Origin of the sequence: Staphylococcus sp. GDY8P47P (genome assembly GCF_016892225.1) — a bacterium.
In the GTDB taxonomy this organism is placed as follows: Bacteria; Bacillota; Bacilli; order Staphylococcales; family Staphylococcaceae; genus Staphylococcus; species Staphylococcus borealis.
The window spans coordinates 130,577-156,359 of record NZ_JAFENV010000016.1 but is presented as its reverse complement, the minus strand read 5'-3'; the positions used below and the strand labels follow the sequence as shown (position 1 = coordinate 156,359).

Below are 25,783 nucleotides of genomic sequence, written 5' to 3'. Positions count from 1 at the left end.
CAAGAACGTTTAGCTTATCTAATTGAAGCCATGTGGAAAGAACAATATGGTGACAAACCTTTAGACTTCCCTGAGACTGACACAGAACAGTGGGAATTGTATCGAGGTTTGGCCAATGTTCGTCCACCTGAGCCTGTAAGTTCTGAGTACTTAGAGATACAAGATGCCTTTTTATCTACATTGAACAACCAACAAGACATCACACATATCAATGATTTAACACCTATTTCAGATGCGTCACTATATGTATGGCAAGGCGACATCACAACACTTGCTATTGACGGTATCGTCAACGCAGCGAACAGCCGATTTTTAGGATGTATGCAAGCGAATCATGATTGCATCGATAATATCATTCACACTAAAGCTGGTGTACAATTACGTCTTGATTGCGCTAATATTATTGCGCAACAAGGCCGTAAAGAAGGTGTGGGGAAAGCAAAGATTACCTCTGCTTATAACCTACCAGCGACATATGTTATTCATACAGTCGGGCCTCAAATTCATAAACAACCTGTGTCACAGATGAATAAAGATTTGCTCGCACGTTGTTATCGAAGTTGTCTGGCACTTGCCGATGAAAAGGGGTTAAGACACTTAGCATTCTGTTGTATTTCAACAGGTGTCTTTGGATTCCCTCAAGATGAAGCGAGTCGCATAGCAATTCAAACCACACGCGACTATTTGCATGAAACTGGCTCAAAGATGAAAGTACTCTTTAATGTATTTACAGATAAAGATTTAGCACTTTATAAGGAGGCTTTCAATGACGACAACAGATAACACGACACAGAAACAGAACTGGATTGCACTTGATAAGGCGCAACAAGCAGACGCTAATCAAACCGATATTTTAGCACAAGCGATTGATGAAGCAGATGCCATTGTTGTAGGTATAGGTGCGGGGATGTCTGCATCAGACGGCTTCACTTATATTGGTGAACGCTTTACGCAGAATTTCCCTGATTTTATCGAGAAATATAACTTCTTCGATATGCTACAAGCGAGTCTGCATCCATTTGAAAGTTGGCAGGAGTATTGGGCATTTGAAAGTCGTTTCGTGAAATTAAACTACTTAGATCAACCCGTAGGTCCTTCTTACGTGGCACTTAAACAGATGCTTCAGCAAAAGGATTATCATATCATTACGACAAATGCAGATAATGCCTTTCTCGTCGCAGATTATGATTTAGACAAAGTGTTCCATATTCAAGGAGAATACATTCTCTGGCAATGTAGCCAACACTGTCATGCACAAACGTATCGTGACGATGATGCAATTCGCGAAATGGTAGCCCAACAAGAAGACATGAAAATTCCATATGAGCTGATTCCACATTGCCCAAAATGTGATGCACCTATGGAAATTAATAAACGTAAAGCACAAGTTGGGATGGTTGAAGATGCGGACTTCCATGCACAACTAGATCGCTACAACCATTTTCTAGACACGCATAAAGATGGCAAAGTGTTATATCTTGAAATCGGTATTGGTTATACGACACCACAATTTGTGAAACATCCGTTCCAACGTATGACACGCCAAAACCCAAATGCTGTGTTTATGACATTAAACAAGAAAGCGTATCGCATCCCTAAATCAATCCAAGATAGAACGATTCATCTTACTGAAGATATTGCGTCGTTACTCATTCATGCACAAAGACAATTAACAACTTAGGAGACGAGAACATGTATTTAATAGAACCTATTCGTAATGGTAAATATATCGATGATGGCGCCGTTAACTTGGCGATGCAAGTATATGTTAATAACCACATCTTTTTAGATGAAGATATATTACTTCCATATTATTGCCAACCGAAAGTAGAAATCGGTCGCTTCCAGAATACTGCAGTAGAGATTAATCAAGATTATGTCGATGCGCATCATATTAAAGTGGTCCGCCGTGATACAGGCGGTGGCGCAGTTTACGTGGATGATGGTGCCGTCAACGTATGTTGTATTTTAGAACAAGATACATCCATATACGGAGATTTCCAACGCTTCTACCGTCCGGCCATTCAAGCACTACACAATTTAGGTGCCACTGACGTCATTCAAAGTGGTCGAAATGACCTTGCTTTAAATGACAAGAAAATTTCAGGCGCTGCGATGACATTATTAAATGATCGTATTTATGGTGGTTATTCATTATTATTAGATGTTGATTATGACGCCATGGTCAACGTGTTGAAACCAAACCGTAAGAAGATTGAATCTAAAGGTATTAAATCCGTACGTGCCCGTGTCGGTCAAATTCGTGATGCATTAGATCCTAAATATCAAGACATCACGATTCACGAATTTAAAGATCTTATGATTACGCAAATCATGGGCATTGATGACATTAAAGATGCTAAACGCTATGAATTAACTGATGAAGATTGGGCTGGCATCGATCAATTAGTCGCTGAAAAGTATGATAATTGGGAATGGAACTATGGCCGTTCACCACGATATGAATACAACCGAAATGAGCGCTTTAGTTGCGGCACAATTGATATTTCCCTATCAATTGAACATAACCGTATTGCAGCTTGTCGTATTTATGGCGATTTCTTTGGTCAAGGCAACATTCACGATGTTGAAGCACATTTAATTGGGACACGCATGGTCAAAGCAGATTTAATTGAACGTTTGAATGACATTGATTTAACCTTCTACTTTGGCAATCTTAGCGTAGAAGAATTTGTGGCATTTATATTGAGTTAATTACAGCGCACACAGTATCTTTAATAGCAATATAGCTTACATAAAGCCTAGGATTAAGCTTTAAAACTTAATCCTAGGCTTTTTTTAAAGTTCAAATGTCAAAAGCATTTGACATTAACAACAAATATGATAATCTATAAATGTAAAATACTTTTGACATTTTGAGGTGAGATCAATTATTTATATTTTACTATTCATTAGTGTTCTAATTTTCGGAATAATTTGGAGTATCATAACAAACAAATTTCTTCCTAGCGAAACAATTGATACTAAAGGCATTGATACAACTGGTTACGATGAGAGACAACGTACAATGTTTTTAGAAATATTTTCTAAAACATTTGTAGGCTTAGTTTATACCTTTTTCATCGGTATGATTTTAAAGATATTTGCCTTTTACCAAGGACGTCATACAGTTTATCCATTTAATCAATTCCAGAATTGGCCTATATATTAATAGTAGCTTTACTATTAGTAATAAATTACTTTATAGTGAAAAAGAAGTATACGCCATAGGACTGATTAATAATGAAAAATAAAATTAAAGAATATCGGAAACAAATTGGTATGTCTCAAGACACACTAAGCAAAAATGTAAATGTTTCCCGTCAGACAGTTAATGCAATCGAAAACAATAAATATGATCCAACCTTACAACTTGCATTTAAATTAGCAAAGCAATTCAATACAACTGTGGACGACTTATTTAATCCTTAAAAATGAAAAGGGTGATAATAATGTTTAAAAGACAAGATGAAATGGAACAATAACACTTTAGTATAGCGAGTAAATGGACCACCGTTTACTTTTTTATCGTATTAGCTATTTATAATTTCTATATTAAGTTTAATGAAGGAGAATTTAATGTAGTCTGGTTAATTTTGCTCATCGGTTTAGTTATATACTGGGGCATTGCCACGTATTTAAAATTTAAGACGCGAATTAAAGATTAGCATGTCAGAAATTTAAATAGTTCAACCATTACTAAAAGTCACATTTTTGCATTTCTGAATGTTACTAATAACTGTAACACATTTGGTAAACCTCATTCCCTTCACTACGTTATTTAGTGAGGGGATTTTTAATATTTACATGACCACTAAAAAACCTGAGCTTAGTATGTAAATCACATACATTAAGCCCAGGTTTAACTTATTTATTAAAATGTATTGAGTGTTATTTTATAACCATGTCAAAAGTCATTCACATAACATTACTTTTTAATTAATGTACCAATCTTACCATCTAAGGCATCTCCTAAGTCTTCAAGAGATGTGATTAATACACTACCTTCTGGATTTTTCTCGATGAATTGTAATGCTGCTTCTACTTTAGGTAACATACTGCCTTTTGCAAATTGACCGTCAGCAATGTGTTTATTCATTTCATCTACTGTTACTTCACCTAAAGCTTCTTGATTATCTTTACCATAGTTAATGTAAACATAGTCTACTGCTGTTAAGATAATTAATTGATCTGATTTTAAGTGTGCTGCTAATAAAGCACTTGTTTTATCTTTATCGATAACAGCATCGACGCCTTTGTAGTTACCTTCTTCTTTAACAACTGGGATACCGCCACCACCAGCTGCAATAACGAGTGTGCCGTGTTTAATCAATGTTTCAATGCTATCTAATTCTACAATGTTGATTGGCATTGGAGAAGGTACAACTCGACGATAACCACGTCCTGAGTCTTCTACAAATTGATAACCTTTTTCTTGCATTGTTTGATCTGCTTGTTCTTTAGTATAGAATAGACCAATTGGTTTTGTTGGATTATCGAATGCCTGGTCATCACCAGCAACTTCTACTTGTGTTACTAATGTAACAACTTGTTTATCGATACCTAATTCATGAAGTTCATTTAATAAACTTTCTTGTAGTTGATAGCCAATGTAAGCTTGACTCATTGCGCCACATTCAGGGAATGGGAACGCTGGTCCTTGGCCATTTTCAGCTGCATAATTTAATCCTAAATTAATACTGCCGACTTGTGGGCCATTACCATGACTGATTACAACTTCATAACCTTTTTGGATTAAGCTAACTAATGATTTAGCTGTTCCTTTAACTAATTCTAATTGCTCTTCAGGTGATTGTCCTAAAGCGTTACCACCTAAAGCCACTACGATTTTAGACATAGGTAGGTCTCCCTTCGATTATTCTCCTAAAGTTGCAACCATCACAGCTTTAATAGTGTGTGCTCTGTTTTCTGCTTCTTGGAAGACAACAGATTGTTCACTTTCAAAGACTTCGTCAGCAACTTCCATTTCAGTTAAGCCATATTTTTCTTGAATTTCTTTACCAATTTTAGTTTCAGTATCGTGGAATGATGGTAAGCAGTGTTCGAAGATTGCACGTGGGTTACCAGTTTTTTCCATCATTTCTTTAGTTACACGATATGGTTCTAATAATTTAATACGTTTTTCCCAAACTTCATCAGGTTCACCCATTGATACCCAAACGTCTGTGTAGATAACGTCTGAACCTTTAACACCTTCATCGATGTTATCAGTTACTAAGATTTCGCCACCATTTTTAGCTGCGATTTCTTTACAACGATTTAATAATTCATCTGTTGGATTTAATTCTTTAGGGCAAACTAAGTGGAAAGTCATTCCCATAATTGCTGCACCTTGCATTAATGCATTTGCAACGTTGTTACGTCCGTCTCCAACATATGTGAAGTTAATTTCGTGGTATGTTTTTTTCAATACTTCTTTTGCTGTTAAGAAGTCAGCAAGTACTTGAGTAGGATGATCTTCATCTGTTAAGCCGTTCCACACAGGCACACCTGAATATTTCGCTAATTCTTCAACAGTACGTTGTGAGAAGCCACGGTATTCGATTCCATCATACATACCACCTAATACACGAGCAGTATCTTTAGCAGATTCTTTTTTACCCATTTGGCTTCCAGTTGGTCCAAGATATGTCACGTGAGCGCCTTGATCATATGCTGCAGTTTCAAACGCACAACGTGTACGCGTAGAGTCTTTTTCAAAGATTAAAGCGATGTTTTTACCTTTAAGCTTTTGTTGTTCTATACCAGCGTATTTCGCTCGTTTTAAATCCTCAGATAGATTTAGTAAAAACTCAACCTCTTTTTGTGAAAAGTCTAATAGTGTTAAAAAACTTCTATTTCTTAAATTTTGCATCTTGTACAACTCCTTTGTGATATCTTTCACATGTATTGTAAGCGATAACAAAATATAATACAACACTTTTTAAATAAGTTTATAAATTATTTATGTATAATTGACAAAATGTTTACAATAACATGATTTTAGATATTTTTACATTTTATAGCGTTATAATGAAAGAGATTACTCCAATTTTTATATTTTTATTATTACACATAAAATAGTATTACTAAACTTATTTAGTAATTCGTTTCTCATTAGCGAAGCTTGTTCCATTTTTTAAATTTATATACAAATAAACCTTCTTTGTCACAATGGTACAAAGAAGGTTTATTTTGATATTATGCGTCTTTAGCGCCTCGATTAATCATGTCCTGTTTAGTAACAATTGGGTATTTCTTAAATACGAGTGAACCAATCCAACCTGCAAGTCCACCAACGATAGCCATCACTACACCGTATATAACGACTGTCATTGGATTATTAAAGCCAAACATGACAAGGAAACCTGCAATCGGTGTCGCTGTACCTGTCGCATCATTAACCATACCAGATAATGCGATAATTAGACCTGCTGCAGCACCACCGAAGAAGTTGGTTATGTAAATTGGAATTGGGTTAGCTGATACAATATCTGCTTGAGATAACGGTTCAATACTTACTGAGATTGTTGATTTACGGTCACCTAGTTTTAAACGGTGGAATAATGTTCCGTTCATAAATGCTGAACTAAATGCAGCCATTGCCCCGATTGCCATCGGTATACCTGTCAATCCAAGTAATGCGGTTAATGCCATTGAACTTAATGGCGCTGTACCAACAACTGTAATGATGCCTCCGAGAACAATCCCCATAAAGATTGGATTCGTGTCTGTACTGCTTTGAATAATGTCACCAATTTTCAAGAGTGTATTATTAACGACTGGTGTTAAGCCAGCTGCAATTAATCTTGCAAGTGGCGCAAGTATCACAACCGAACCAATTAAATCGACACCGTCTGGAACATATTTCTCTGTGTATTTCATTACGTAACCAATCAGATAACCTGCGAAGAAACCTGGTAAGAGATCCATACCACCACAGGCAGCACCAATCACTAGTGCATAGACTGGAGACACACCAATCGCAAGTGCAGTTAATCCTGCTGCAGCAACGCCACCAAGGCCTCCCGCAGCATCTCCTAACTCTTCGAGAAACTTGATACCAAAGACTTCTCCGCCTACATATTTGTTGAATGCTTCGACTAAGAACGTTGCAATCGCCGCATTTGCTAGTGCTCCCATCGCACGCATACCATTGGGCGCTTTATACGTAAATAATGTAAAAATAATAAGAACTAAAATTAAGAATAACGTACCAATAAGTAAATCCATAATATTTTTCCATCCCCTTATAGATAATAAAAAAAGAGAATATAAGTTAACTATTTTAAACCCCTAAAGTTATCTTTTATCCTCATTTAGTGACTATTTTACTAAAAAAACAAATTATATTCCACGGAATTTATTATTTTTTATGTAAAAAGCAAAATAAATACTATGCAAAATCATATATACGTAAATCGCATTTAATTGTATCGGTTTGTAATGGAAAAACTTAGAAATCGTAGGATAGCATGGTATGCTAAAAGATAATATCTTCATCTTCACTAAAATTAATATTTTTATCCTTTTTGATTGTAAAAAGAGTTTTATTTTAAATTGAATGGGTATTTATCAAAAGTAGATGCATTATTTATGTATTTGTTTTGGGAGACTAATTGCATTCGTAATATTCTTTACGTGATCAATTACATGCTCTTTTCTTTTCAATTTAGTTTGAATTACTCAAACTTCCTTAAATTATTGAGTACATTTATGAATTACTAGTAATCCCATGCCAATAAAATGTATCCTTACGTACATTTTATTAAAAACCCAATTTTTATATTTTCCCAAAACGCCAATATGGCCGTTGAAGCACTTATAGTTCTCCCAATGCTATAAGTGCTTTTGTTGTGTGAAAAAACTAAGAAAGCAGCCTAATGAGAAACCTCATAAGACTGCCGTCATCGCATGTATAAATCGATTATTAAAAACAATTCATTTTCTAGTAACGAACCAGAAAATGTACGATTATCAAATGGCCCCTCATTAGCCAAATATATAATCAAATATAGTTTAACACCTTATTCAAAAAATTCAAATTGAACGGTTTAGTTAAGTAATGCTTATTTTAATGATGAGTACTTGACTAATCGTAGGAAAGGGAGAGGGACAGAATTCTTTTGAATTCGTCGTAACCCCAACTTNNGGCCCCGACTCCCAACTTGCTTTGCTTGTAGAATTTCTTGATGAAATTCTCTTTGCTGGGGCCCCGCCCGCAAGGATGACTAGAACTGAGAAAAGCTTGATTTAAGCGCCTTCTCAGTTCAGTCAGCTACTGCGAACTTGCAAAATAGCTTCATTATATTATTTATGTCCCAGCCTCGCTCTCTGAAGCATTATTTCTCAGATTTTGACGTTTTGCGTTTTTTAATTAATGCAAGGCCTAGGCCTCCTAAAAGTACTGACCATAACGTTGTGTTTGTATCAGTTTGACCTGACTTTGGTAGTGCCTTTGTTACGTTGTCACTCAAAGTATTTGAATGGTTCACCTTATCAGATACTTCACTTGCATGGTTAGTTATCACTTCATGATGACTTGGAGATTGAGTACTTATCACACTCAAGTTATGATTTTTAGATTTTGTTGTTTGTTGATCACTGCTTTCTTCTTGATAATTGTTATGGACACTATGATTCATATTGTGAGAGGTACCTTTATTCTCTACTTCTTTATGTGACTGTGCATTGTTATCTTCTTGATTTGAGATAATCGCGTCACTATCATCTTCATCAATGTCACCACCGACTTCATAAGGTGGTTCTAAGCCCTCATCATTTCCATTATTATCATCAGAAGCATGATTGCCTTCTTCGATACTTGAAGTATCGTTTCCGTTATTAGGATGTTCGCCATTATCTACGTCATGGTTTGTATTTGGTGCTTCATTTTCAGGAGCAGGGTTAACTGAATCATCTTTAGACGCCCCGTTAGTATTTCCCGGGTTATCACTATCTTCTCCATCATCACTTTCTTGATCACCTGTTAAATCTTCTAATTCCCAAGCGGATGTTGTGCCAGATAACTCAAATGACGCAATCAACATTGGTTTACCATTCGGACTGTCTTCAGCACTTTCAAACGTGATGCCCTCAGGTGAAATATCTTTATTATCTGGGTCGTATAAATATTTCACAAAATACGGTTCATTTGGGTTTGTAATATCATAAATCATAATACCACCCACACGTTCTAAACCGACAAAGGCATATGAATGACTACCTACCTTACCAACTACCACATTTTCAGCTTCAGGACCTTTATCATCACTACGGTCATCTACTTTAATGTCATCAGCAGCTTCATAATTAGCATTAAAGCGTTCAGGCAATAAGTCTAAAACGCGTTGCTCAATATCATTACCACTGTCATAAATCATTTCCAAATCAGAGGCTCTTAAGATAGAGAATGAACGACCACCATATGATACCAACGCATTGTATTTCCCATTGGCATCTTTGAACGCATGTGACGTCGTGACTTTCAAACGACCCAATTGTTCGTCATCAAACAAGCCATTCTCCACCATATCATCTAGTTCTGCTTGCGTGTAGCCTTGATAATAACGTGCATCCAATTGAATATCATCTTTCAATTTCTTCACACGTTTTTCCTCAGAATAACCCTCATAATCTTGCGAATCGCCTTCATTTGCGATCAATAAATAGGTTTCACCATTATAGTCATACGTATCGATACCATCTGGCTGCAATAACCCTAATACAGGCACACGTCGCAATTCTGATTTACCATCTTCATCAGACGTATCCATCGCATTTTGGGCAAGTGAATGGTCTTTATACGGTAACCCTTTCACTTGGACGATTTGCCCTTTTGCGATATCAACCTTCGCAATGGCACTGACTTCTTGTAACGTGACATAGGCATATTTACTTTGGCTATCAACCGCAATATATTCTGGTTCAATATTCAAATAGGCATCTTCCGCATTAGGTCCTAAAGCTCGAATACCTTTCTGATGTTCTTCCGTAAACATCGCCGTACGCACATTTTTCGCAGTTACATTTTCAGGACCATTCGTTACATCAATCACTGACACAGAACCTGGTGGGTTGACGGTGTAATCGTCGCTTGGTTCCCCTTCATTGGCTACTAATAAATACTTACCGTCTTTAGAGAAAGTGACCATGTCCGGTAGACTGCCGACCGTCACGTTATTGATATATTCACCATTTGAACCATAAAATACAACATGCCCAGGCTTCGTCTTATCCACTGCTGGCGCCGACACAGCAACATACGCTCCACTCGGATGTACCGTCACGCTTGTTAAATCACCCGCTTCAATTCCATTGTCTTGTAGATAAATGCGCTTCACTAAATTAATAGTGCCATCCTTTCCAGGATGTTTTACATCAATAATATCCAATGCTTCTTTATCGCCATTTACAGAATACGCATAGCCATTCTTTGGATTGTATTTCACAATTTCGGTTCCACCCTTATCGAAATCCGCACCACTTGTATAACGTCCTGTATGCGTGATGTTCAATTGATCTTGACCAGTGCGAGACGCATTCTTTGTACGTTGTGCCGATGTCCATTCAGGTGTTATAGAAAGGATTGCTTTCGGTTGTTGATCTTGCGCGTTCGCATCACGTTGTAACGCATTGAAGAGCACTTGCTTTTGTTGCGAAGACATATGCGTCAGTTGTGATTTAGGCACATCCGCAACTGTGACATCACGCTCTTCTGTAGCCGTTACTTTATTCATTTGCGTTTCTTTTGAAAAAGGGTGTGCGTTCGTACGTGCTACATTTGAGTTTCGTACTTTTTCAGTTGATGTTACGGCATTTTGAGATACATCAGAATGTGCATTTTGGTTAGATTGTTGTGTCGTATGACGTTTTTTTGTTTGTCTGAAGTTAGTCGCTGGTTGCGTTGATTTTTTAGTTTCTTGTGTAGGTGCTTCTTGCGTATTGTTTTGTGATGATGCTTTTTTGGTTTCATGTTGAGGTTGTTCTTGAACTTGTGATTGTTCTGTTTTAGGTTGTTCTTGTGTAGTTGGTGTTTGAGATGTTGTTACATCATTAGATGATTTACTTAGTTGTGTCGTTTCTTTAGTTACTTGTTCTGTTTGATTACTACTTTGATTCTCATTATGTATCGCTTTATCTTCCTCTGTATCCGCTTCTTGAGACGGTACTTGTTCAGTAGATGCTTCTTCCTTAGTTTGAATTTCTTGTGTTGCTATCGCTTTGTTTTGTGGTTGTTCCACACGTTGCGTTGAGGCTTCATGACTCGGTTGTTCCTCGGTTGATTGCGTTTGTTCCGTTGAAACCTTTTCAGAAGTGTTCACCTCATGACTTTCCGCAGCATACGCTTGACCCCCACCTATAAATAATAAACTCCCAACTAGAATAGACGCCGCCCCGATTGAATATTTACGGATCGAATACGCCTCACGCTTATTCCCAAACTGCTTCTTATCCATTAAAAAAATCCCCCTGTAAGATAAAAGTGTATACACCACCATCTTACAAGAGGAATATTTATGGATTATTGGGAGTGAGTAAAGAAATGGTAAAATATTCACTCTCTATGCTACACCTTGACTGTCATCATATATGCTTTCAATAAGTGCTATAATTTCTGAGTCGTCTGGTCCCTGTCTTTTCTCAAATACTTCAATTAACAAAGTATTATATATTTCTCTTATGAATTCTCTTGGTGATTCAGCTGCAAACATTAATTTGAGCATTTTATTAAAATTCTTATGTAAGAACGTTCCATTGAGTATATATTCAAATTCTTCTTTGGAAACACCACACATAATTACATTTTCAATAAATTCTTCTTTAGCTATTCTTAACATTTGTACTGCATCATCTTCTACAAAAGAATCCATTACTTTTTTCGCCGCAAATGTAGAAATAGTCCCACCAATAGTTGCTCCTATAACTGTACCAATGCCTGGGAAAAACATACTACCAAACGCTGCTCCTCCTGCTATACCACCTGACAAGCCAATTCCTGTGGCTACAGTATTTTTAATAAGTTGTTTTTGCGAAATTCTACCTCTCAATACGTTATATACATCAGGTCCAAACATCACAGCTACATTTATCGCAACTAACGTTCCACCTGTAACCGCCTTAGTTGCATTCTTAGAAGTGTTTTGAGCAAATTTACTTGCTATTTTAGTATTGATTAATGTTGTTCCAAGTTTCTTACCTGCTTGGCTTCCAGCAAATTGTGAAGCAATCATAAACGTAAACCCACTATAAGCAATCGGCTTAACAAATGAAATACTGGCCTTTTTAAAAGATTCTTTAGTATCTAGTCCGCTAGTTCTACATGTCCAATAAATCCAAACACTCGATACAATTGCACCTGGCACTGCTGTACTAGCACCATGTATAAAATCTATCCCTGCCGAATATTTAAGTTTTTGAGCTAAAGTTGCAGTTTGTTTTTGACCATTTGCATCTAAGTAAACGGAATGCTTTTTACTATCAAATATACTTGTTTGAGCAATATGAGCTTGATTATAAGTTAGAGCTCCTTTTTTAAGATATTTATACGCATTTTCAGGATTGTTTTCATTAGGAACTGCTCCACCTTTGATTTTTCGTTTCATCTCGTCAAGCGCTTTAGAATATTGATCTTTAGGGACTTCTAAAATCATCATTCTTTTTTCACCATTAATTTCATATGTATACTTAGCCGTTTGATGTTTATCCACGTTATGAAAGGCACTATTAACACTATTTGAAGCTTTTTTATAATATTTTGTTTGAATCAATTTTCCATTAACTATTCTATCTGCACCATTCTTAGAATTATCATATCCTAATCCTTCAGCATTTTTAAATTTCATTCTATCAAATGCCGTTCCAGCGTGTTCCCCTACTACACCATAACCTTTTGCTTTTACTCCATCCCCACTCTCACTAAATCTCGCATTTATTTGAGAACGATTTAAATCTTCATTCATTTGTATGCTAATATTTGAAAATTGAGCATTGCTTGCCGAAGTTGAAAAACTATCAATATTTACATTTCTCTTATTTTTCTCAAAAACATTTTCTAATTTCTCTACTTGTTCATCTTCATTAACTTCTGTCTCAGTGTATAATTTTTTACTTAAAACTTCATTTACTACCTTTGACCAACCAGATTCAATAATAAAGTTTATTTTAATCGCAATTGTGTCTGGTAAATCTTTGATAATTAAATTAGGCCCTTTATAGTAGAGTAAGAAAGATGTCTTACCAATGCGATACTGCTTAAATAAATTTTGAAACGGTATATTAATTTTTTCATTTGTATATTTATCTGTTTTATCATCAGAATTTTTGTTTCTAATTTGTCTATTCAGTACTATTTCATTTGTTGTAATTAAATATCCATACTCCATAAATTTCATTTCATTTTTAGCAGGTTTTGCATTATATATAACTGGAAATACATCTTCAGAAATATTATTTTCCGTTCCCATATTAAAATATTCCGTTCTATTAACTGGAATATCTTCGCCAATCATATCTCCATTAAGTGCTTGATTTTCAATTTGATTTGAAAATTCAATGACATCATTAATAACTGGTTTAATTTGCTTCCAATCAGAAATATTCTTTCTATAAACATAAAAGATTACTCCAGCAGCGATTAATAGAAGAATGACCAAAACTTTAAAGCTTATTGCATATAGAATAATTAACATGATATATAATGCAAACATCATTCCTAGTCCACACACTATCGAGTATGCTAGCGGTAATTTCATTTTCTTGTATAACAATACGCTTAATGCAATAACAAGTAAAAACCCAAAGAACCCCATAATTTATCTCCCTTTAATATTTTTTAATAATTACTTCATTATTATATTTTAACGTTATTTTAATTTCTATAATAAGTTGCAAAAAATCATTTTCATTAATTCAGATTTGATAATAATATTATTTCTCAATAAACTATCTGTCTTTAATATCTTTTTTAGCCAAACCCTATTCACTTGCAAGCTAAGACTATTTATATCAAGAATATCTACACCATCAATCTAAATGTGATTTATAATTGCTTAAATTCCCACTCAACTCACACCAATATTAAAATTTTAAGTCTCTACTTCTACATGTTTTATACAACACTTCATTCTCTTGTGCTATATTTAAACCAAATACTATTTTCTGGGTGATGTTATGAGTTATCAAGGTGAATTGGCGTTAGAGAATGAAGTGATTAAGCAACTAGAATCTCAAGGTTATGAAAGAGTAATCTTAAGAGATCATGACCAATTGGTTAATAATTTCCGTCAAATTTTAAATGAACGAAATATGGACAAACTTAATAATAAACCACTCACTGATACAGAATTTGCACGTTTGATGACTGACATTAGTGACAAGAGTGTCTTTGAAAGTGCAATGCAATTACGTGATAGTTACACACTTGAAAGAGATGACGAGTCAAAGGTGTACTTATATTTCTTAGATACGGAACATTGGTGTCAAAACAAATTCCAAGTTACGAATCAAGTATCAGTCGATGATAAATATAAAGGTCGCTATGACGTGACGATTCTCATTAATGGTCTACCACTTGTTCAAATTGAACTTAAACGTAGCGGTATTGCGATTACACAAGCGTTTAATCAAATTGAACGTTACCGTAAACACAATTACAGAGGCTTGTTCCGCTTCATTCAATTATTTGTTGTAAGTAATAAGAAGGAAACACGTTATTACGCAAATAGTGACAAAGAAATATTCAAAAGCTTTATGTTCTATTGGAGCGATAAAGACAATCGTCGAATTAACAATTTAAAAGAATTTATCCAAGACTTCCTCGACCGTTGTCGCGTGGCCAAAATAATTAGTCGCTATATGATTACAAACGAAACTGATAAACTTTTAATGGCGCTTCGTCCCTATCAGGTATACGCAGTGGAAGCACTCATTAATCGTGCTACCGAAACAAATAATAATGGCTACATTTGGCATACAACTGGTAGTGGTAAGACACTGACATCATTTAAAACGAGTCAAATTCTATCTAGAGATCCTGGCATTAAGAAGGTCATCTTCCTTGTAGACCGTAAAGACTTAGACAGTCAAACACTCGCCGAATTCAATAAATTCCAAATGGATTCAGTTGATTTAACAGTTAATACACATAAACTTTTGAAGCAGCTTGATGATCCTTATCAGAAACTTATTGTTACTACGATTCAGAAGATGTCCAATGCGGTTAAGACTGGTGCTAAAGTGATGGATAAATATAAGGAAGATAAAGTCGTCTTCATCATAGACGAATGTCATCGCACGCAATTTGGCGAAATGCATCGTCTTATTAGACAACATTTCCTTAACGCTCAATATTTCGGTTTCACTGGTACGCCTCGCTTTGAAGAGAATTCAAGTCAAGATGGGCGTGCGACTGCAGATATTTTTGAAAAGTGTTTACACACCTACCTCATCAAAGATGCGATTCGTGATGGCAACGTACTTGGTTTCTCAGTGGAATATATCAGTACATTTGCGCGGGAATTACACGAGATGGACGATACTTATGTCGCTAATATCGATGAAAATGAATTGTGGATGGCTGACGACCGTCTTAAATTAGTAGCTCAACATATGATTGATAATCATCATAAGAAGACGCGTAATCAAATGTATACTTCCATCTTCACTGTACAAAGTATACCGATGGCAATTAAATACTACAAAATCTTCAAACAACTCAAAGAAGAAGGCAAACATGATTTAAATGTTTCTACCATCTTTACTTACGGAGCGAATGAAGATAGTAAACAACAGACGGATAATAAGCATACTAAAGATGAACTTGCCGAAATAATGAAAGACTATAACGCAACCTTCGACAAGAATTATTCACTCGATTCATTCGATGGGTTCTTTAATGACATTTCTAAACGTGTGAAACAAGGTAACCCAGCCGAACGTCTTGATATCCTTATTGTCGTCGATATGTTCCTAACTGGTTTCGATAGTAAGAAGTTAAATACGCTATATGTGGATCGCAACTTGAAATATCATGGTTTAATCCAGGCCTACTCACGTACAAATCGTGTTGAGAAAGAAACAAAGCCTTATGGTAATATCGTTTGTTATCGAAATTTGAAAGACAGTACAGATAGAGCCATTGAGCTCTTTTCACAAACAAACGATACAGATACCGTATTAAGTCCATCATTTGATGTCATATTGTCACAATTCAAGTCAGAGTTAGAACAATTATTCAAACTTGCCCCAACGCCAGATAGTGTAGATGACTTAGAGCGTGAAGAAGACAAGTATCAATTTGTGATGATTTATCGTGCCCTAGCGAGTATTATGCAACGACTTAAAACATTCGACGAATTCTATTTCACAACAGATGTGGTAGGTATTGATGAACAAACGTACGAAGATTATAAGAGTAAATATCTCAATATTTATGATCAAGTCAAAGCAACCAATACTACTGAAAAGACATCTGTTTTAGAAGATATTGACTTTAAAATTGAAGTCCTTAGAAATGATTTAATCAATGTTCAATACATCTTAGACCTTCTTAACAATATCGACTTAACTGATAAAAAACAAACTGAGCGCGTGCGTAATCAAATTAAACAATTATTAGATAAAGCTGACGACGATAAACTTCGACTCAAAGCCGAATTAATTAGAGAGTTCTTAGATAAAGTCATTCCTCAATTAGATGAAGATGCCGTTGTTGAAGATGCTTACTTTAATTTCGAAGAAAAGGTCAAAGAAAAAGAAATTCAAGACTTCGCAGACTCTAAAGAATATCCAGTCGAACTACTTAAAGAAGTCATTAATGAATATGAATTCAGCGGACAATTGGATAATACAGTTGTTGAACAAGGTATTACAGGTGGCTTACTGGTACGTACCCGGAAGATTGAAAACGTCAAATCCTTCGTTCAAGAGACAAGTGAAAAATATGGCGCAGCTAACTGATAAGTTAGGCGGTTTCCCGCTTAACTTATTTTAATTTGTGATTTAAAATAAGAAATAACATATAAAAAAGAAAACAATATATCAAACAATATAACTATTTTTATTAAGGGGGAAACATCAGTGTCAACGACAGAAAAACAACGTCAACAACAAGCTGATCTGCAGAGAAAGTTATGGTCCATCGCCAATGACTTACGCGGAAACATGGACGCAAATGAATTCAAAAACTATATCTTAGGCTTAATCTTCTATCGTTTCTTAAGTGAGAAGAATGAAGAAATCGCTTCAGACTTGCTTAAAGAAGATGGTATCTCATATGAAGAAGCAATGAATAATGATACCTATAAACCTATCGTTGAGAAAGAATTAATCGCACGTATTGGTTTTGTCATTGAACCTCAATACTTATTTAGTAATTTAATTAAAGAAATTGAAAAACAAACATTTCAAATTGAAGATTTAAGCAATGCCGTGAAAAACGTTGAAAACTCTACACGTGGTCACGAAAGTGAAGATGACTTTATCCACCTCTTCGATGACATGGATTTAACATCAAGCCGTCTAGGTAATACAAACGCAAAACGTACACAACTCATCTCAAAAGTAATGGTTCAAATTTCAACACTACCATTCGTACATAGTGACCTTGAAATCGACATGCTTGGTGATGCCTATGAATACTTAATCGGCCAATTCGCAGCGAGTGCAGGTAAAAAAGCTGGTGAGTTCTATACACCTCAACAAGTATCTACAATCTTAGCTAAAATTGTTACAACAGGAAAGCAAGACTTAAAAAGCGTTTACGACCCTACGTGTGTATCTGGTTCCTTACTCCTTCGTGTTGGTGCAGAAGCTAAAGTGCGTCAATACTATGGTCAAGAATACAATAGTACGACATACAACCTAGCTCGAATGAACATGTTATTACATGACGTAAACTACAAACGTTTCCAAATTGAGAATGACGATACGCTTGAAAGTCCTGCCGTTCATGAAGAACGCTTTGATGCCGTTGTGGCTAACCCACCATACAGCGCGAAATGGAGTGCTGATCCATCATTCTTAGATGATGAACGTTTCAGTAACTATGGTAAACTTGCGCCTAAATCTAAAGCCGATTTCGCTTTCATTCAACATATGATTTACCACTTAGATGACAATGGCACTATGGCCGTAGTCTTACCGCATGGTGTATTATTCCGTGGTGCAGCAGAAGGTACCATTCGTAAATATTTAATTGAAGAGAAGAATTACTTAGATGCCGTTATTGGTTTGCCAGCTAACCTATTCTTCGGTACAAGTATTCCAACAAGCATTCTTGTATTTAAGAAATGTCGTGAAGCAAATGACGACGTTGTGTTTATTGATGCTTCTCAATCTTTTGAAAAAGGTAAAAACCAAAACCATCTTACCGATGAAGACGTCAACAAAATCGTTGAAACCTACCGCAATAGAGAAACCATTGATAAATACAGCTACATAGCAACTTTAGAAGAAATTAAAGAAAACGACTATAATCTCAATATTCCAAGATACGTTGACACATTTGAAGAAGAAGAACCAATCGATCTAGACCAAGTCCAACAACAACTCGCAGACATCGATAAAGAAATCGCTGAGATAGAATCAGAAATCAACGAATACCTCAAAGAACTAGGAGTGTTAAAACATGACTGAACCACAAAATACTCCAGAACTCAGATTTCCAGAGTTTGATGATGAGTGGAAAGACTATCAACTTCAAGATGTAATCAAAGTTAATTCAGGAAAAGACTACAAACATCTAAACTCAGGTACATATCCAGTTTATGGAACAGGAGGTTACATGCTAAGTGTTTCTAATTATTTATATGAAAATGATGCTATAGGAATTGGACGAAAAGGTACTATCAATAAACCATTCTTATTAAAAGGTCCATTTTGGACTGTAGACACGTTATTTTATTGCACTCCCTTAAATAAAAATAATTTATATTTTATATTAAGCTTATTTAAAAAAATAAATTGGAAAAAATATGATGAATCCACTGGTGTTCCTAGTTTGAGTAAAGTAACTATAAATAAAGTTAAATGTAAAATACCTCCCACTTTAGAACAAATTAAAATCGGCAAATTTTTTAGCAAACTCGATCGCCAGATTGAGTTAGAAGAAGAGAAACTTGAGTTGCTTGAAGAACAGAAAAAAGGATATATACAAAAAATATTCTCACAGGAATTAAGATTTAAAGATGATAATGGATGTTATTATTCTAATTGGGAAATGAAGAAATTAGATAAGATAGCATATTATAGAAGAGGTTCATTCCCACAACCTTATGGAAATAAAGAGTGGTATGATGAATTAAATGGCGAACCATTTGTTCAAGTTGTTGATGTGGATAAAAATATGAAATTACATGAACAAACGAAACAAAGAATTAGTGACTTAGCAAAACCGAAGAGTGTTAAAGGATATAAAGGTGATGTTGTAGTCACTTTACAAGGAAGTATAGGGCGTGTAGCTATTTTACAATATGACGCATATATTGATAGGACGTTGTTACTAATTAACTCTTTTAAAATAGATATCAACAAGAACTATTTTAAATATGCTCTTTATTTACTATTTTTAAAGGAAAAAGAAAAAGCTCCTGGAGGTACTATTAAAACAATTACTAAAACAGTGCTTTCAAATTTTATAATCAGTGTGCCATCAATTAAAGAACAAGTGAAAATAGGAAATTTTTTAGAGAGATTAGATTATCTAATTGAAAAACAGTCTTCAAAAGTCGAATTATTAAAACAACGCAAACAAGGACTCTTACAGAAGATGTTTGTGTAATTCTGATAAAGTCCTATTATGTTAACTAAAATTCCCAAAAATATAAAAAGTTAGCCACATATTTAAAAGCTAACTTTTTATATTCAACTTGGTAAAATAATTTTTCACCGTGATGATTACATATATTCAGATAAAGATAATTTTTTAGTGCTCAGTATTATATCTTCATCTAGTTTATTCTTGTTTTTTAATTCATCTATTTTACTTATAAACATTTTCTTAAATTCGTCATTAAAGCATATTTCATATAATCTAATTTCTCTTTTCTTGCCGTCACTTCTTAAACTTATTCTCACAAAATTTTTATTAATATAACCAGCTAATTCTTCATTATTAAATTCAAAAATTTCAAATAAATCTGTATCAATATTTATATGCTTTGATATATATTCATAATAATAAGTATATAAATAAAAAACTATGTTAGGTTTTGAACAGTTTTTAATATCTATAGAATTAAATTCAAGTGTTTCAACTACTAACTTTATTTGTTTCTCTTGCAGTTCGTCCGATCTAGCAGGCACAAATTTAGGTAGTAAGTCTAACTTTTGTGAAACATCTATATTATTATTAACTTTTATGATATCTGAATATTGTTTATCTGGTTCCATTTCAAACTTCACTCTTAGATTAGTAATTAATTTGTAAATTAACGAATCAGCATATCTAAATTTTTTATTATAATCATTTTCAGAGAGATAGGCCATTTTTCCCATTAAATTAGTATATAAATTTCTATCTTTAACCACATTTTGGTCTAAAAAACTATCACTTAAAAAATAATAAAACCTTTCTAATTCATCATTATTCTCATTTACAATTTGTATTGATTCATCAATATCAGAAATTATAAAATTATGAACAAATTCATTTGTTATTATTGAGGTTTGATTGCTTTCTATTTTATAAATAACAAAATTTATTTGTTTAGATATTGATGGATAATTGAGCTCTGTATAATTCTCATTATGAAAAAGATTATACACAAAGGACGTGAATTTATAATCACTTTTCAGTCGATTCTTTTCAAATACATTTTGAATTAAAATTTTATTGTCTCTTTTTACGTATGTTTCTTCTAATTCTAAATCATTACTATATATTATATCTAAATTTTCTTTTATAAAATTATATTCTACTTGATGGAATTGATATATATAACTAATAGCCAATAATTCGCTATAATTTATATTAGTATTACTTCTCTCTTCATAATGATATTTAAATAAATTAAGTAATTGTTTAGCTTCTCGAAATGTCCTCTTTTCATTTATGAATATATCTCTAACTATATTCATAATTAAAGTATTGTCTGAATTATACTTTTCAATTGGAACTATTTTCTCTATCTCATTATTTACAAAATTCCAAACATTAAAAGAATCTGTTTTATCTGGCATATATTGAATGTTATTCAATATTTTTTGAACAAATAAATCATCGATATCAGCAATTATTCTTTCATAATCTCCAAGTACAATAATCAAAGAATTTTCAAATATATTTATGCTTGAAATATAACTATATAAAATCTGCCTATTTTGATTATCTATTCTATCAAAATCATCAATAATAAATATAGGTACACGTTTTTTTATAAATCCCCGACATAAATATTGAAATATTTTTTCTATCGAAAGTTTATCTTTTACAAACGTAAGAATACTACTAATTAAAAAGGCAATTAACCACATTAAGATATTTACAGTATTAAATGGGCTAATATTTTTCCAAAGAGATACTATATATTGAAAGGTTGCAAGAACAACCACCAAAGCTAGTGGTAAAAATTTAATCACCCAAAATTTTATTGGGCATGCTTGTAAATATACATAGGAATAAAAACTTTCCATATTTACATTGTCCCAAAAATTTAATCTTATAAACTTTCTTTTAGATAATTTATTGCTTTCATTTTCCAGTAAGTTATTTTCAACTAAATTAATAAAACTACTTTTTCCTATTCCCCATCTACCATTTAACAGTACTGTTCCTTTATAATTGCTATTTATATATTTATCTACAAAGTTTTTTACATCGTTATCTAGTTTTAATTCATCATCATTTTTATTTTTTATTTCGAAATCTTCTAGAATTATAAACTCGTCCTTTCTTAAAAACTTTATTATTTAATTTTTATTTAACCATTAAAAAAAGAATATTTCTATAACTAATTATATAGAAACATCCTTTTCATTTAATTTGATAATTTATTCTATTCCACCGAATTCAACGCACTTAGCATGTCTGTTTTGCTTATTTTACGTGCCATGATGAGCATGACGATGAAAGCGAAGACGAGTGTTAACACGGTTGATAGGCCAAAGTTGGTCCAGTAGAGTGTCATGTCTGCCATGGCGTTGTTTGGTGGCAATGTGCTCATGATGAATTGGTGTAGGTAATAACCACCTATGAAGCCGACTAAAATACCTACAATAGTTAATAAGATTGTCTCGCGGTAAATGTACATGGTGGTCTCCTTTTATAGAAAAAGCCCAATGATCTCGTAATGTAGTTCATTGGGCTATTATATGTATACCTTTTACGTCATCAATTCAAATATAAAATTAGCTACGTATGTTTCTAAAAATGCTGCGATGATGATTAAGGGTAATGCGATCAATACATAGGATTTGATTACGTTGATTAAGTTAACTTTTATCGCGTAGTTTTCTTTTTTATTTTTCCTGAAGAGATTGGTAAAGCGGCGTGTGATGGCTTTATTCAACATATACAATGCACTTGCTAAAATGCAAAAGCCCATGACTTCAAATGTATAATGCGGAATAAATGCAATACATCCTATCAAGCCTTTATGTAAATCAAAACTCAGAACAAAACCAAACATTATGCCAGGCATAAGAATGGTAACCACTAAATTAACCAAATAAAGATAAGGTATAGGTAGTAAGGCTAAGATAAACATTTGTAGTGGCACTTGAAAGCCGTTATTAACGATATACTTCCAAACTTTTTCGAGTCCTTTCGTGTTGCCAATTTTTTCACTCGCATTTCCCATATTTTTTAGTTCATTCAATGACGGATGTACAAAGTAACAGAATATCGTGGTAATGATTAAACAAATGGTAGCAACTACAAAGATTTTTACAGCACGTTTAATTATGTCCAAATCAATTGATTTTAGCATAAGCAACCTCTCTTTCATCTCTTATACTAACAAACATAACATGAGCCTGGTACATAAATAATATGATGATGCTATTTTGCAAATTCGCAGTAGCTGACTGAACTGAAAAGGCGCTTAAATCAAGCTTTTTCCAGTTCTAATCATCCTTGCGGGCGGGGCCCCAACAAAAAGAATTTCACTAAGAAATTCTACAAGCAAAGCGAGTTGGGAGAGGGACGACGAATTTAAAAAGAATTCTGTCCCTCTCCCCCTTTAACTATTTCTAGCAAAGGAGTCAAGATATATTGATTAGTCTTGTTTAAAGAATTTTTCTACTATTGTTTTAGAAGCTGTGCCTTTTTCAAAGGTACAGAAACGATTGTAAAAGGCTTGATATTTGTCACTATATGTTTCTTGTACGTTATCAATATTTTGTATTGCCTCGATTAAGCCATCATTTGTTTTAATTAATGGCCCTGGTGCTTCATTTTCAAAATCGAAATAAAAGCCTCGTAAATGATTCTTATAAAAATCTAAATCATAGGTAAAGAATAATAATGGTTTTTTCGTATTTGCAAAATCAAACATGACTGAAGAATAGTCTGTGATGCATATAAAGGTTGCATATTAGGATGTAAACAAAAAATAATGTTAGTCCCTTTGTTAGCTAATTCTTTTAATTTCTGACTGTGAAGTAAATCGTTCATTCGTTTTAAATATTCCGATGTTTGTAATCGATCAATACTTGTTAACCAGTCTCTCCATGTTGGAATAATTAAGATTTGATTTTTAACTTCTATATTAGGATTAAACAATTCATCAAATCTTGCTAGTCCTGTAACAGCAACTTGATTACTGAAGAAATTCAAATCTCTTACAACGATTTCCTTTTCTCTATTAGAACTCGTGATAAATAAATCAACATTAAAATCTTTTAATTGGTTTCCGTTAATGTTGCTTAAATTCTTTGTACCTAGAACCCCATGCTGTAAAAATACTTTAATGGCTTTTATTTTACGTGTATAAATGTCACTCGTTGTAGGATATATTAATTCTGGATGATGCGTAGTACAGATGTAATCTGCTTTAAGCATAATTTTAAAATGTTCTGCTGAATTATAGAATATGACATTTCCAAAAGGCAAAACATTTTTAGCTTCATTAGAGTCTTTCTCGATAATATAATACACAGGTTTATCTGGATGGTGCGTTCTCATATATTTAAAGAAGTGATATCCATTGTCCTGTGCTTTATAAGATTTTTCACCAATGACCCACACTTTTTGTTTTTCTTTTTTCAAAAAGTTAGGACGCTTTGGTCTTTTTAACTCATCCACATAGGTTAAATAACTATTGATATCATATGTATTAATTCTAAAAGATAAATTACGGCCTTTCATAGTGAAATAAGGCGTAAGTGACACTATGTTACCGTTGAACTCAGTGATGATTTCCCCTTTTAATAGCTTTTCCGCCAATATTCTAGGATTTCCAATTTTTATTCTTAGATGCTCCGATGATTCTTTTACTTTTATACTTAAGTAAATATCTATGATATCCTCACTTTTATATTCATACTTCATGAAGTCTATCAAATCTTTGTAGATATCTACCGAAAAATTATAAGTAGATGTATTATTCGTTTGATTAATTTTTTCAAGATGAATGTTTGCGAATTTTTCTCTATCAGTCAATCTTGTTTTTATTAATAGTTGCACATTTTCAAGTGTCGAATTAAGTATTGCAAACTGGCCTTTTATGAACGCTTCACTATTGTTTATTTTCATATTATCAATGTGTCTTCTTGAAAAATATGTTTTATTTAAATCCAACGTTTCCAATGATAAATGTAAATAACCATTTCGAGTGATATAAGGTTGTATTTTAATGTCCTCATTAGCATCAACTAACACTTCATTCAAGCCTAAAACTTCAGACTGGTTATTCGTAACTTTCAAGTTACGTTGCGTTGTTAAAATCGGCGTTGATTCTTCTACGATGATGTATACTTTTTTATTTTCATATTGAATAAACTTCTCAGCAACTTCATTTAAATCTATTTCAAAATGTAAATCTTCATTAGCACTTTCTAAAGTGAGTGAATCAAATTATATGGCAATTATAGATGACTTTAATCGAAAGCCACTCATAACATATGGAATGTTTATAAAAGATAAAACTAAAAAATATAAAAGTAACATCTTTAATACTCAAAATTGGGACTATGACGAATTCATTTGTCCGAATAATAAATGGCTAGGTTTTAAAAGATATGCCTATCGTCATGATAAGTATGGTTATAAGCGAGACTTCAAATTATATGAATGTGATGATTGTTCAGAATGTCCTCTGAAAAATCAATGTATGAATTTCAATTCAAAAACAAACAAAAAAATAATGAAGAATTATAACTGGGAATATTTTAAATCCCAAATTAACAAAAAGCTTTCAGAACCAGAAACAAAAAAATATCTACAGTCAAAGAAAAATTGATGTGGAACCTGTTTTTGGATTTATGAAGGCTATTTTGGGTTTCACTCGGATGTTTGTTCGAGGGATAGATAAAGCTAAAAGAGAACTAGGATTTGGGAGTGGGACAGAATTCTTTTAAATTCGTCGTCCCACCCCTGCAAAGGTGACTAGAACTGAGAAAAGCTTGATTTAAGCGCCTTCTCAGTTCAGTCAACTACTGCGAATTTGCTAAATAGCATTATTATATTATTTATGTCCCAGACTCTTAATATAAGAAAAGTAGTAGCTCAACGAGCTGAAAATAATCAAAAAATTTATAAAAAAACAATTTCTATATTATTTCAATAGAAATTGTCTTTTATTCACTTATCCAAGAACTTTATGTCCCGGACTCTTTAAATGTG

18 protein-coding genes and 2 pseudogenes are annotated in these 25,783 nt (G+C 33.6%); 10 read left to right on the top strand and 10 right to left on the bottom strand.

Translation table 11 applies throughout. The features are described from left to right. Positions 1 to 30: 30 nt before the first annotated feature. The 5 genes from JVV30_RS06890 (at position 31) to JVV30_RS06870 (ending at position 3,432) form a co-directional block, all read left to right on the top strand. Positions 31 to 783 carry a protein-ADP-ribose hydrolase gene (locus tag JVV30_RS06890; RefSeq protein ID WP_204193892.1) on the top strand — a complete coding sequence of 251 codons (753 nt, stop codon included), beginning with the start codon at positions 31 to 33 and terminating at the stop codon, positions 781 to 783. Continuing rightward, complete coding sequence (locus tag JVV30_RS06885) at positions 767 to 1,681, top strand: SIR2 family NAD-dependent protein deacylase (protein WP_239469333.1); 915 nt, start codon at positions 767 to 769, stop codon at positions 1,679 to 1,681. The genes JVV30_RS06890 and JVV30_RS06885 overlap by 17 nt, the downstream gene beginning before the upstream one ends. A gap of 11 nt (positions 1,682 to 1,692) precedes the next feature. Beyond that, the gene (gene lplA, locus JVV30_RS06880) at positions 1,693 to 2,715 is read left to right on the top strand and encodes a lipoate--protein ligase (protein ID WP_053030080.1); all 1,023 of its coding nucleotides are present in this window, start codon (positions 1,693 to 1,695) and stop codon (positions 2,713 to 2,715) included. Between the two features lie 166 nt (positions 2,716 to 2,881). Then, positions 2,882 to 3,172 (top strand): hypothetical protein, encoded by a 291-nt coding sequence (locus JVV30_RS06875; protein ID WP_239469332.1) that lies wholly within the window; start codon positions 2,882 to 2,884, stop codon positions 3,170 to 3,172. A 71-nt stretch (positions 3,173 to 3,243) separates the two neighbouring features. Further along, positions 3,244 to 3,432: a helix-turn-helix transcriptional regulator gene (locus JVV30_RS06870; protein WP_204193854.1), complete on the top strand. Its 189-nt coding sequence runs from the start codon at positions 3,244 to 3,246 to the stop codon at positions 3,430 to 3,432. 496 nt (positions 3,433 to 3,928) lie between these two features. Here JVV30_RS06870 and arcC read toward each other — a convergent pair whose 3' ends face one another. The 3 genes from arcC to JVV30_RS06855 all read right to left on the bottom strand — a co-directional run bounded on the left by arcC (position 3,929) and on the right by JVV30_RS06855 (position 7,233). Next, entirely contained in the window at positions 3,929 to 4,858 is a 930-nt protein-coding gene (gene arcC / locus JVV30_RS06865) for a carbamate kinase (RefSeq protein ID WP_053030081.1), read from the bottom strand. 18 nt (positions 4,859 to 4,876) lie between these two features. Next, positions 4,877 to 5,875: an ornithine carbamoyltransferase gene (argF, locus tag JVV30_RS06860; RefSeq protein WP_204193853.1), complete on the bottom strand. Its 999-nt coding sequence runs from the start codon at positions 5,873 to 5,875 to the stop codon at positions 4,877 to 4,879. A 326-nt stretch (positions 5,876 to 6,201) separates the two neighbouring features. Then, positions 6,202 to 7,233 carry a PTS sugar transporter subunit IIC gene (locus JVV30_RS06855; RefSeq protein WP_053030083.1) on the bottom strand — a complete coding sequence of 344 codons (1,032 nt, stop codon included), beginning with the start codon at positions 7,231 to 7,233 and terminating at the stop codon, positions 6,202 to 6,204. 631 nt (positions 7,234 to 7,864) lie between these two features. Between JVV30_RS06855 and JVV30_RS06850 the strand changes: the two are divergent. After that, a pseudogene (locus JVV30_RS06850) lies at positions 7,865 to 7,996 on the top strand (IS110 family transposase); the annotation flags it as partial. A gap of 346 nt (positions 7,997 to 8,342) precedes the next feature. On the opposite strand, the gene JVV30_RS06845 reads toward JVV30_RS06850, so the two are convergent. Continuing rightward, entirely contained in the window at positions 8,343 to 11,459 is a 3,117-nt protein-coding gene (locus tag JVV30_RS06845) for a choice-of-anchor I family protein (protein ID WP_204193852.1), read from the bottom strand. A gap of 105 nt (positions 11,460 to 11,564) precedes the next feature. Next, positions 11,565 to 13,712, bottom strand: coding sequence for a hypothetical protein (locus JVV30_RS06840; RefSeq protein WP_204193851.1), 2,148 nt, complete (start codon positions 13,710 to 13,712; stop codon positions 11,565 to 11,567). 460 nt (positions 13,713 to 14,172) lie between these two features. On the opposite strand from JVV30_RS06840, the gene JVV30_RS06835 reads away from it, so the two are divergent. The 3 genes from JVV30_RS06835 (at position 14,173) to JVV30_RS06825 (ending at position 19,780) form a co-directional block, all read left to right on the top strand. Beyond that, a complete protein-coding gene (locus JVV30_RS06835; protein ID WP_204193849.1) occupies positions 14,173 to 16,959 on the top strand; it encodes a type I restriction endonuclease subunit R in 2,787 nt (928 codons plus the stop codon). A 120-nt stretch (positions 16,960 to 17,079) separates the two neighbouring features. Beyond that, positions 17,080 to 18,636, top strand: a complete 1,557-nt coding sequence (locus JVV30_RS06830; RefSeq protein ID WP_204193847.1) for a type I restriction-modification system subunit M — start codon at positions 17,080 to 17,082, stop codon at positions 18,634 to 18,636. Next, the gene (locus tag JVV30_RS06825) at positions 18,629 to 19,780 is read left to right on the top strand and encodes a restriction endonuclease subunit S (protein ID WP_204193845.1); all 1,152 of its coding nucleotides are present in this window, start codon (positions 18,629 to 18,631) and stop codon (positions 19,778 to 19,780) included. Before JVV30_RS06830 ends, JVV30_RS06825 begins: the two co-directional genes overlap by 8 nt. A gap of 116 nt (positions 19,781 to 19,896) precedes the next feature. On the opposite strand, the gene JVV30_RS06820 is transcribed toward JVV30_RS06825, so the two are convergent. From JVV30_RS06820 to JVV30_RS13425, 5 genes are all read right to left on the bottom strand, one after another. Then, positions 19,897 to 21,792: a P-loop NTPase fold protein gene (locus JVV30_RS06820; RefSeq protein ID WP_210126305.1), complete on the bottom strand. Its 1,896-nt coding sequence runs from the start codon at positions 21,790 to 21,792 to the stop codon at positions 19,897 to 19,899. A gap of 203 nt (positions 21,793 to 21,995) precedes the next feature. Continuing rightward, positions 21,996 to 22,250, bottom strand: coding sequence for an FtsX-like permease family protein (locus JVV30_RS06815; protein ID WP_204193842.1), 255 nt, complete (start codon positions 22,248 to 22,250; stop codon positions 21,996 to 21,998). Positions 22,251 to 22,322: 72 nt separating this feature from the next. Then, positions 22,323 to 22,928, bottom strand: a complete 606-nt coding sequence (locus JVV30_RS06810; RefSeq protein WP_204193840.1) for a stage II sporulation protein M — start codon at positions 22,926 to 22,928, stop codon at positions 22,323 to 22,325. Positions 22,929 to 23,216: 288 nt separating this feature from the next. Next, entirely contained in the window at positions 23,217 to 23,495 is a 279-nt protein-coding gene (locus JVV30_RS13430) for a CDP-glycerol glycerophosphotransferase family protein (RefSeq protein WP_275430017.1), read from the bottom strand. Next, entirely contained in the window at positions 23,441 to 24,865 is a 1,425-nt protein-coding gene (locus JVV30_RS13425; protein WP_275430016.1) for a CDP-glycerol glycerophosphotransferase family protein, read from the bottom strand. The genes JVV30_RS13430 and JVV30_RS13425 overlap by 55 nt, the downstream gene beginning before the upstream one ends. A 139-nt stretch (positions 24,866 to 25,004) precedes the next feature. Here JVV30_RS13425 and JVV30_RS13555 point away from each other — a divergent pair. Continuing rightward, positions 25,005 to 25,778 (top strand): annotated as a pseudogene (locus JVV30_RS13555) (transposase); the annotation flags it as partial. Positions 25,779 to 25,783 lie beyond the last annotated feature (5 nt).

Excerpts from the sequence above, each read along its gene's own strand:
- JVV30_RS06890 (WP_204193892.1), top strand. The coding sequence starts at position 31 with ATGTGGAAAGAACAATATGGTGACAAACCTTTAGACTTCCCTGAGACT.
- JVV30_RS06885 (WP_239469333.1), top strand. The coding sequence starts at position 767 with ATGACGACAACAGATAACACGACACAGAAACAGAACTGGATTGCACTT.
- lplA (WP_053030080.1), top strand. The coding sequence starts at position 1,693 with ATGTATTTAATAGAACCTATTCGTAATGGTAAATATATCGATGATGGC.
- JVV30_RS06870 (WP_204193854.1), top strand. The coding sequence starts at position 3,244 with ATGAAAAATAAAATTAAAGAATATCGGAAACAAATTGGTATGTCTCAA.
- arcC (WP_053030081.1), bottom strand. The coding sequence starts at position 4,858 with ATGTCTAAAATCGTAGTGGCTTTAGGTGGTAACGCTTTAGGACAATCA.
- argF (WP_204193853.1), bottom strand. The coding sequence starts at position 5,875 with ATGCAAAATTTAAGAAATAGAAGTTTTTTAACACTATTAGACTTTTCA.
- JVV30_RS06855 (WP_053030083.1), bottom strand. The coding sequence starts at position 7,233 with ATGGATTTACTTATTGGTACGTTATTCTTAATTTTAGTTCTTATTATT.
- JVV30_RS06845 (WP_204193852.1), bottom strand. The coding sequence starts at position 11,459 with ATGGATAAGAAGCAGTTTGGGAATAAGCGTGAGGCGTATTCGATCCGT.
- JVV30_RS06840 (WP_204193851.1), bottom strand. The coding sequence starts at position 13,712 with ATGATGTTTGCATTATATATCATGTTAATTATTCTATATGCAATAAGC.
- JVV30_RS06835 (WP_204193849.1), top strand. The coding sequence starts at position 14,173 with ATGAGTTATCAAGGTGAATTGGCGTTAGAGAATGAAGTGATTAAGCAA.
- JVV30_RS06825 (WP_204193845.1), top strand. The coding sequence starts at position 18,629 with ATGACTGAACCACAAAATACTCCAGAACTCAGATTTCCAGAGTTTGAT.
- JVV30_RS06815 (WP_204193842.1), bottom strand. The coding sequence starts at position 22,250 with ATGTACATTTACCGCGAGACAATCTTATTAACTATTGTAGGTATTTTA.
- JVV30_RS06810 (WP_204193840.1), bottom strand. The coding sequence starts at position 22,928 with ATGCTAAAATCAATTGATTTGGACATAATTAAACGTGCTGTAAAAATC.
- JVV30_RS13430 (WP_275430017.1), bottom strand. The coding sequence starts at position 23,495 with ATGTTTGATTTTGCAAATACGAAAAAACCATTATTATTCTTTACCTAT.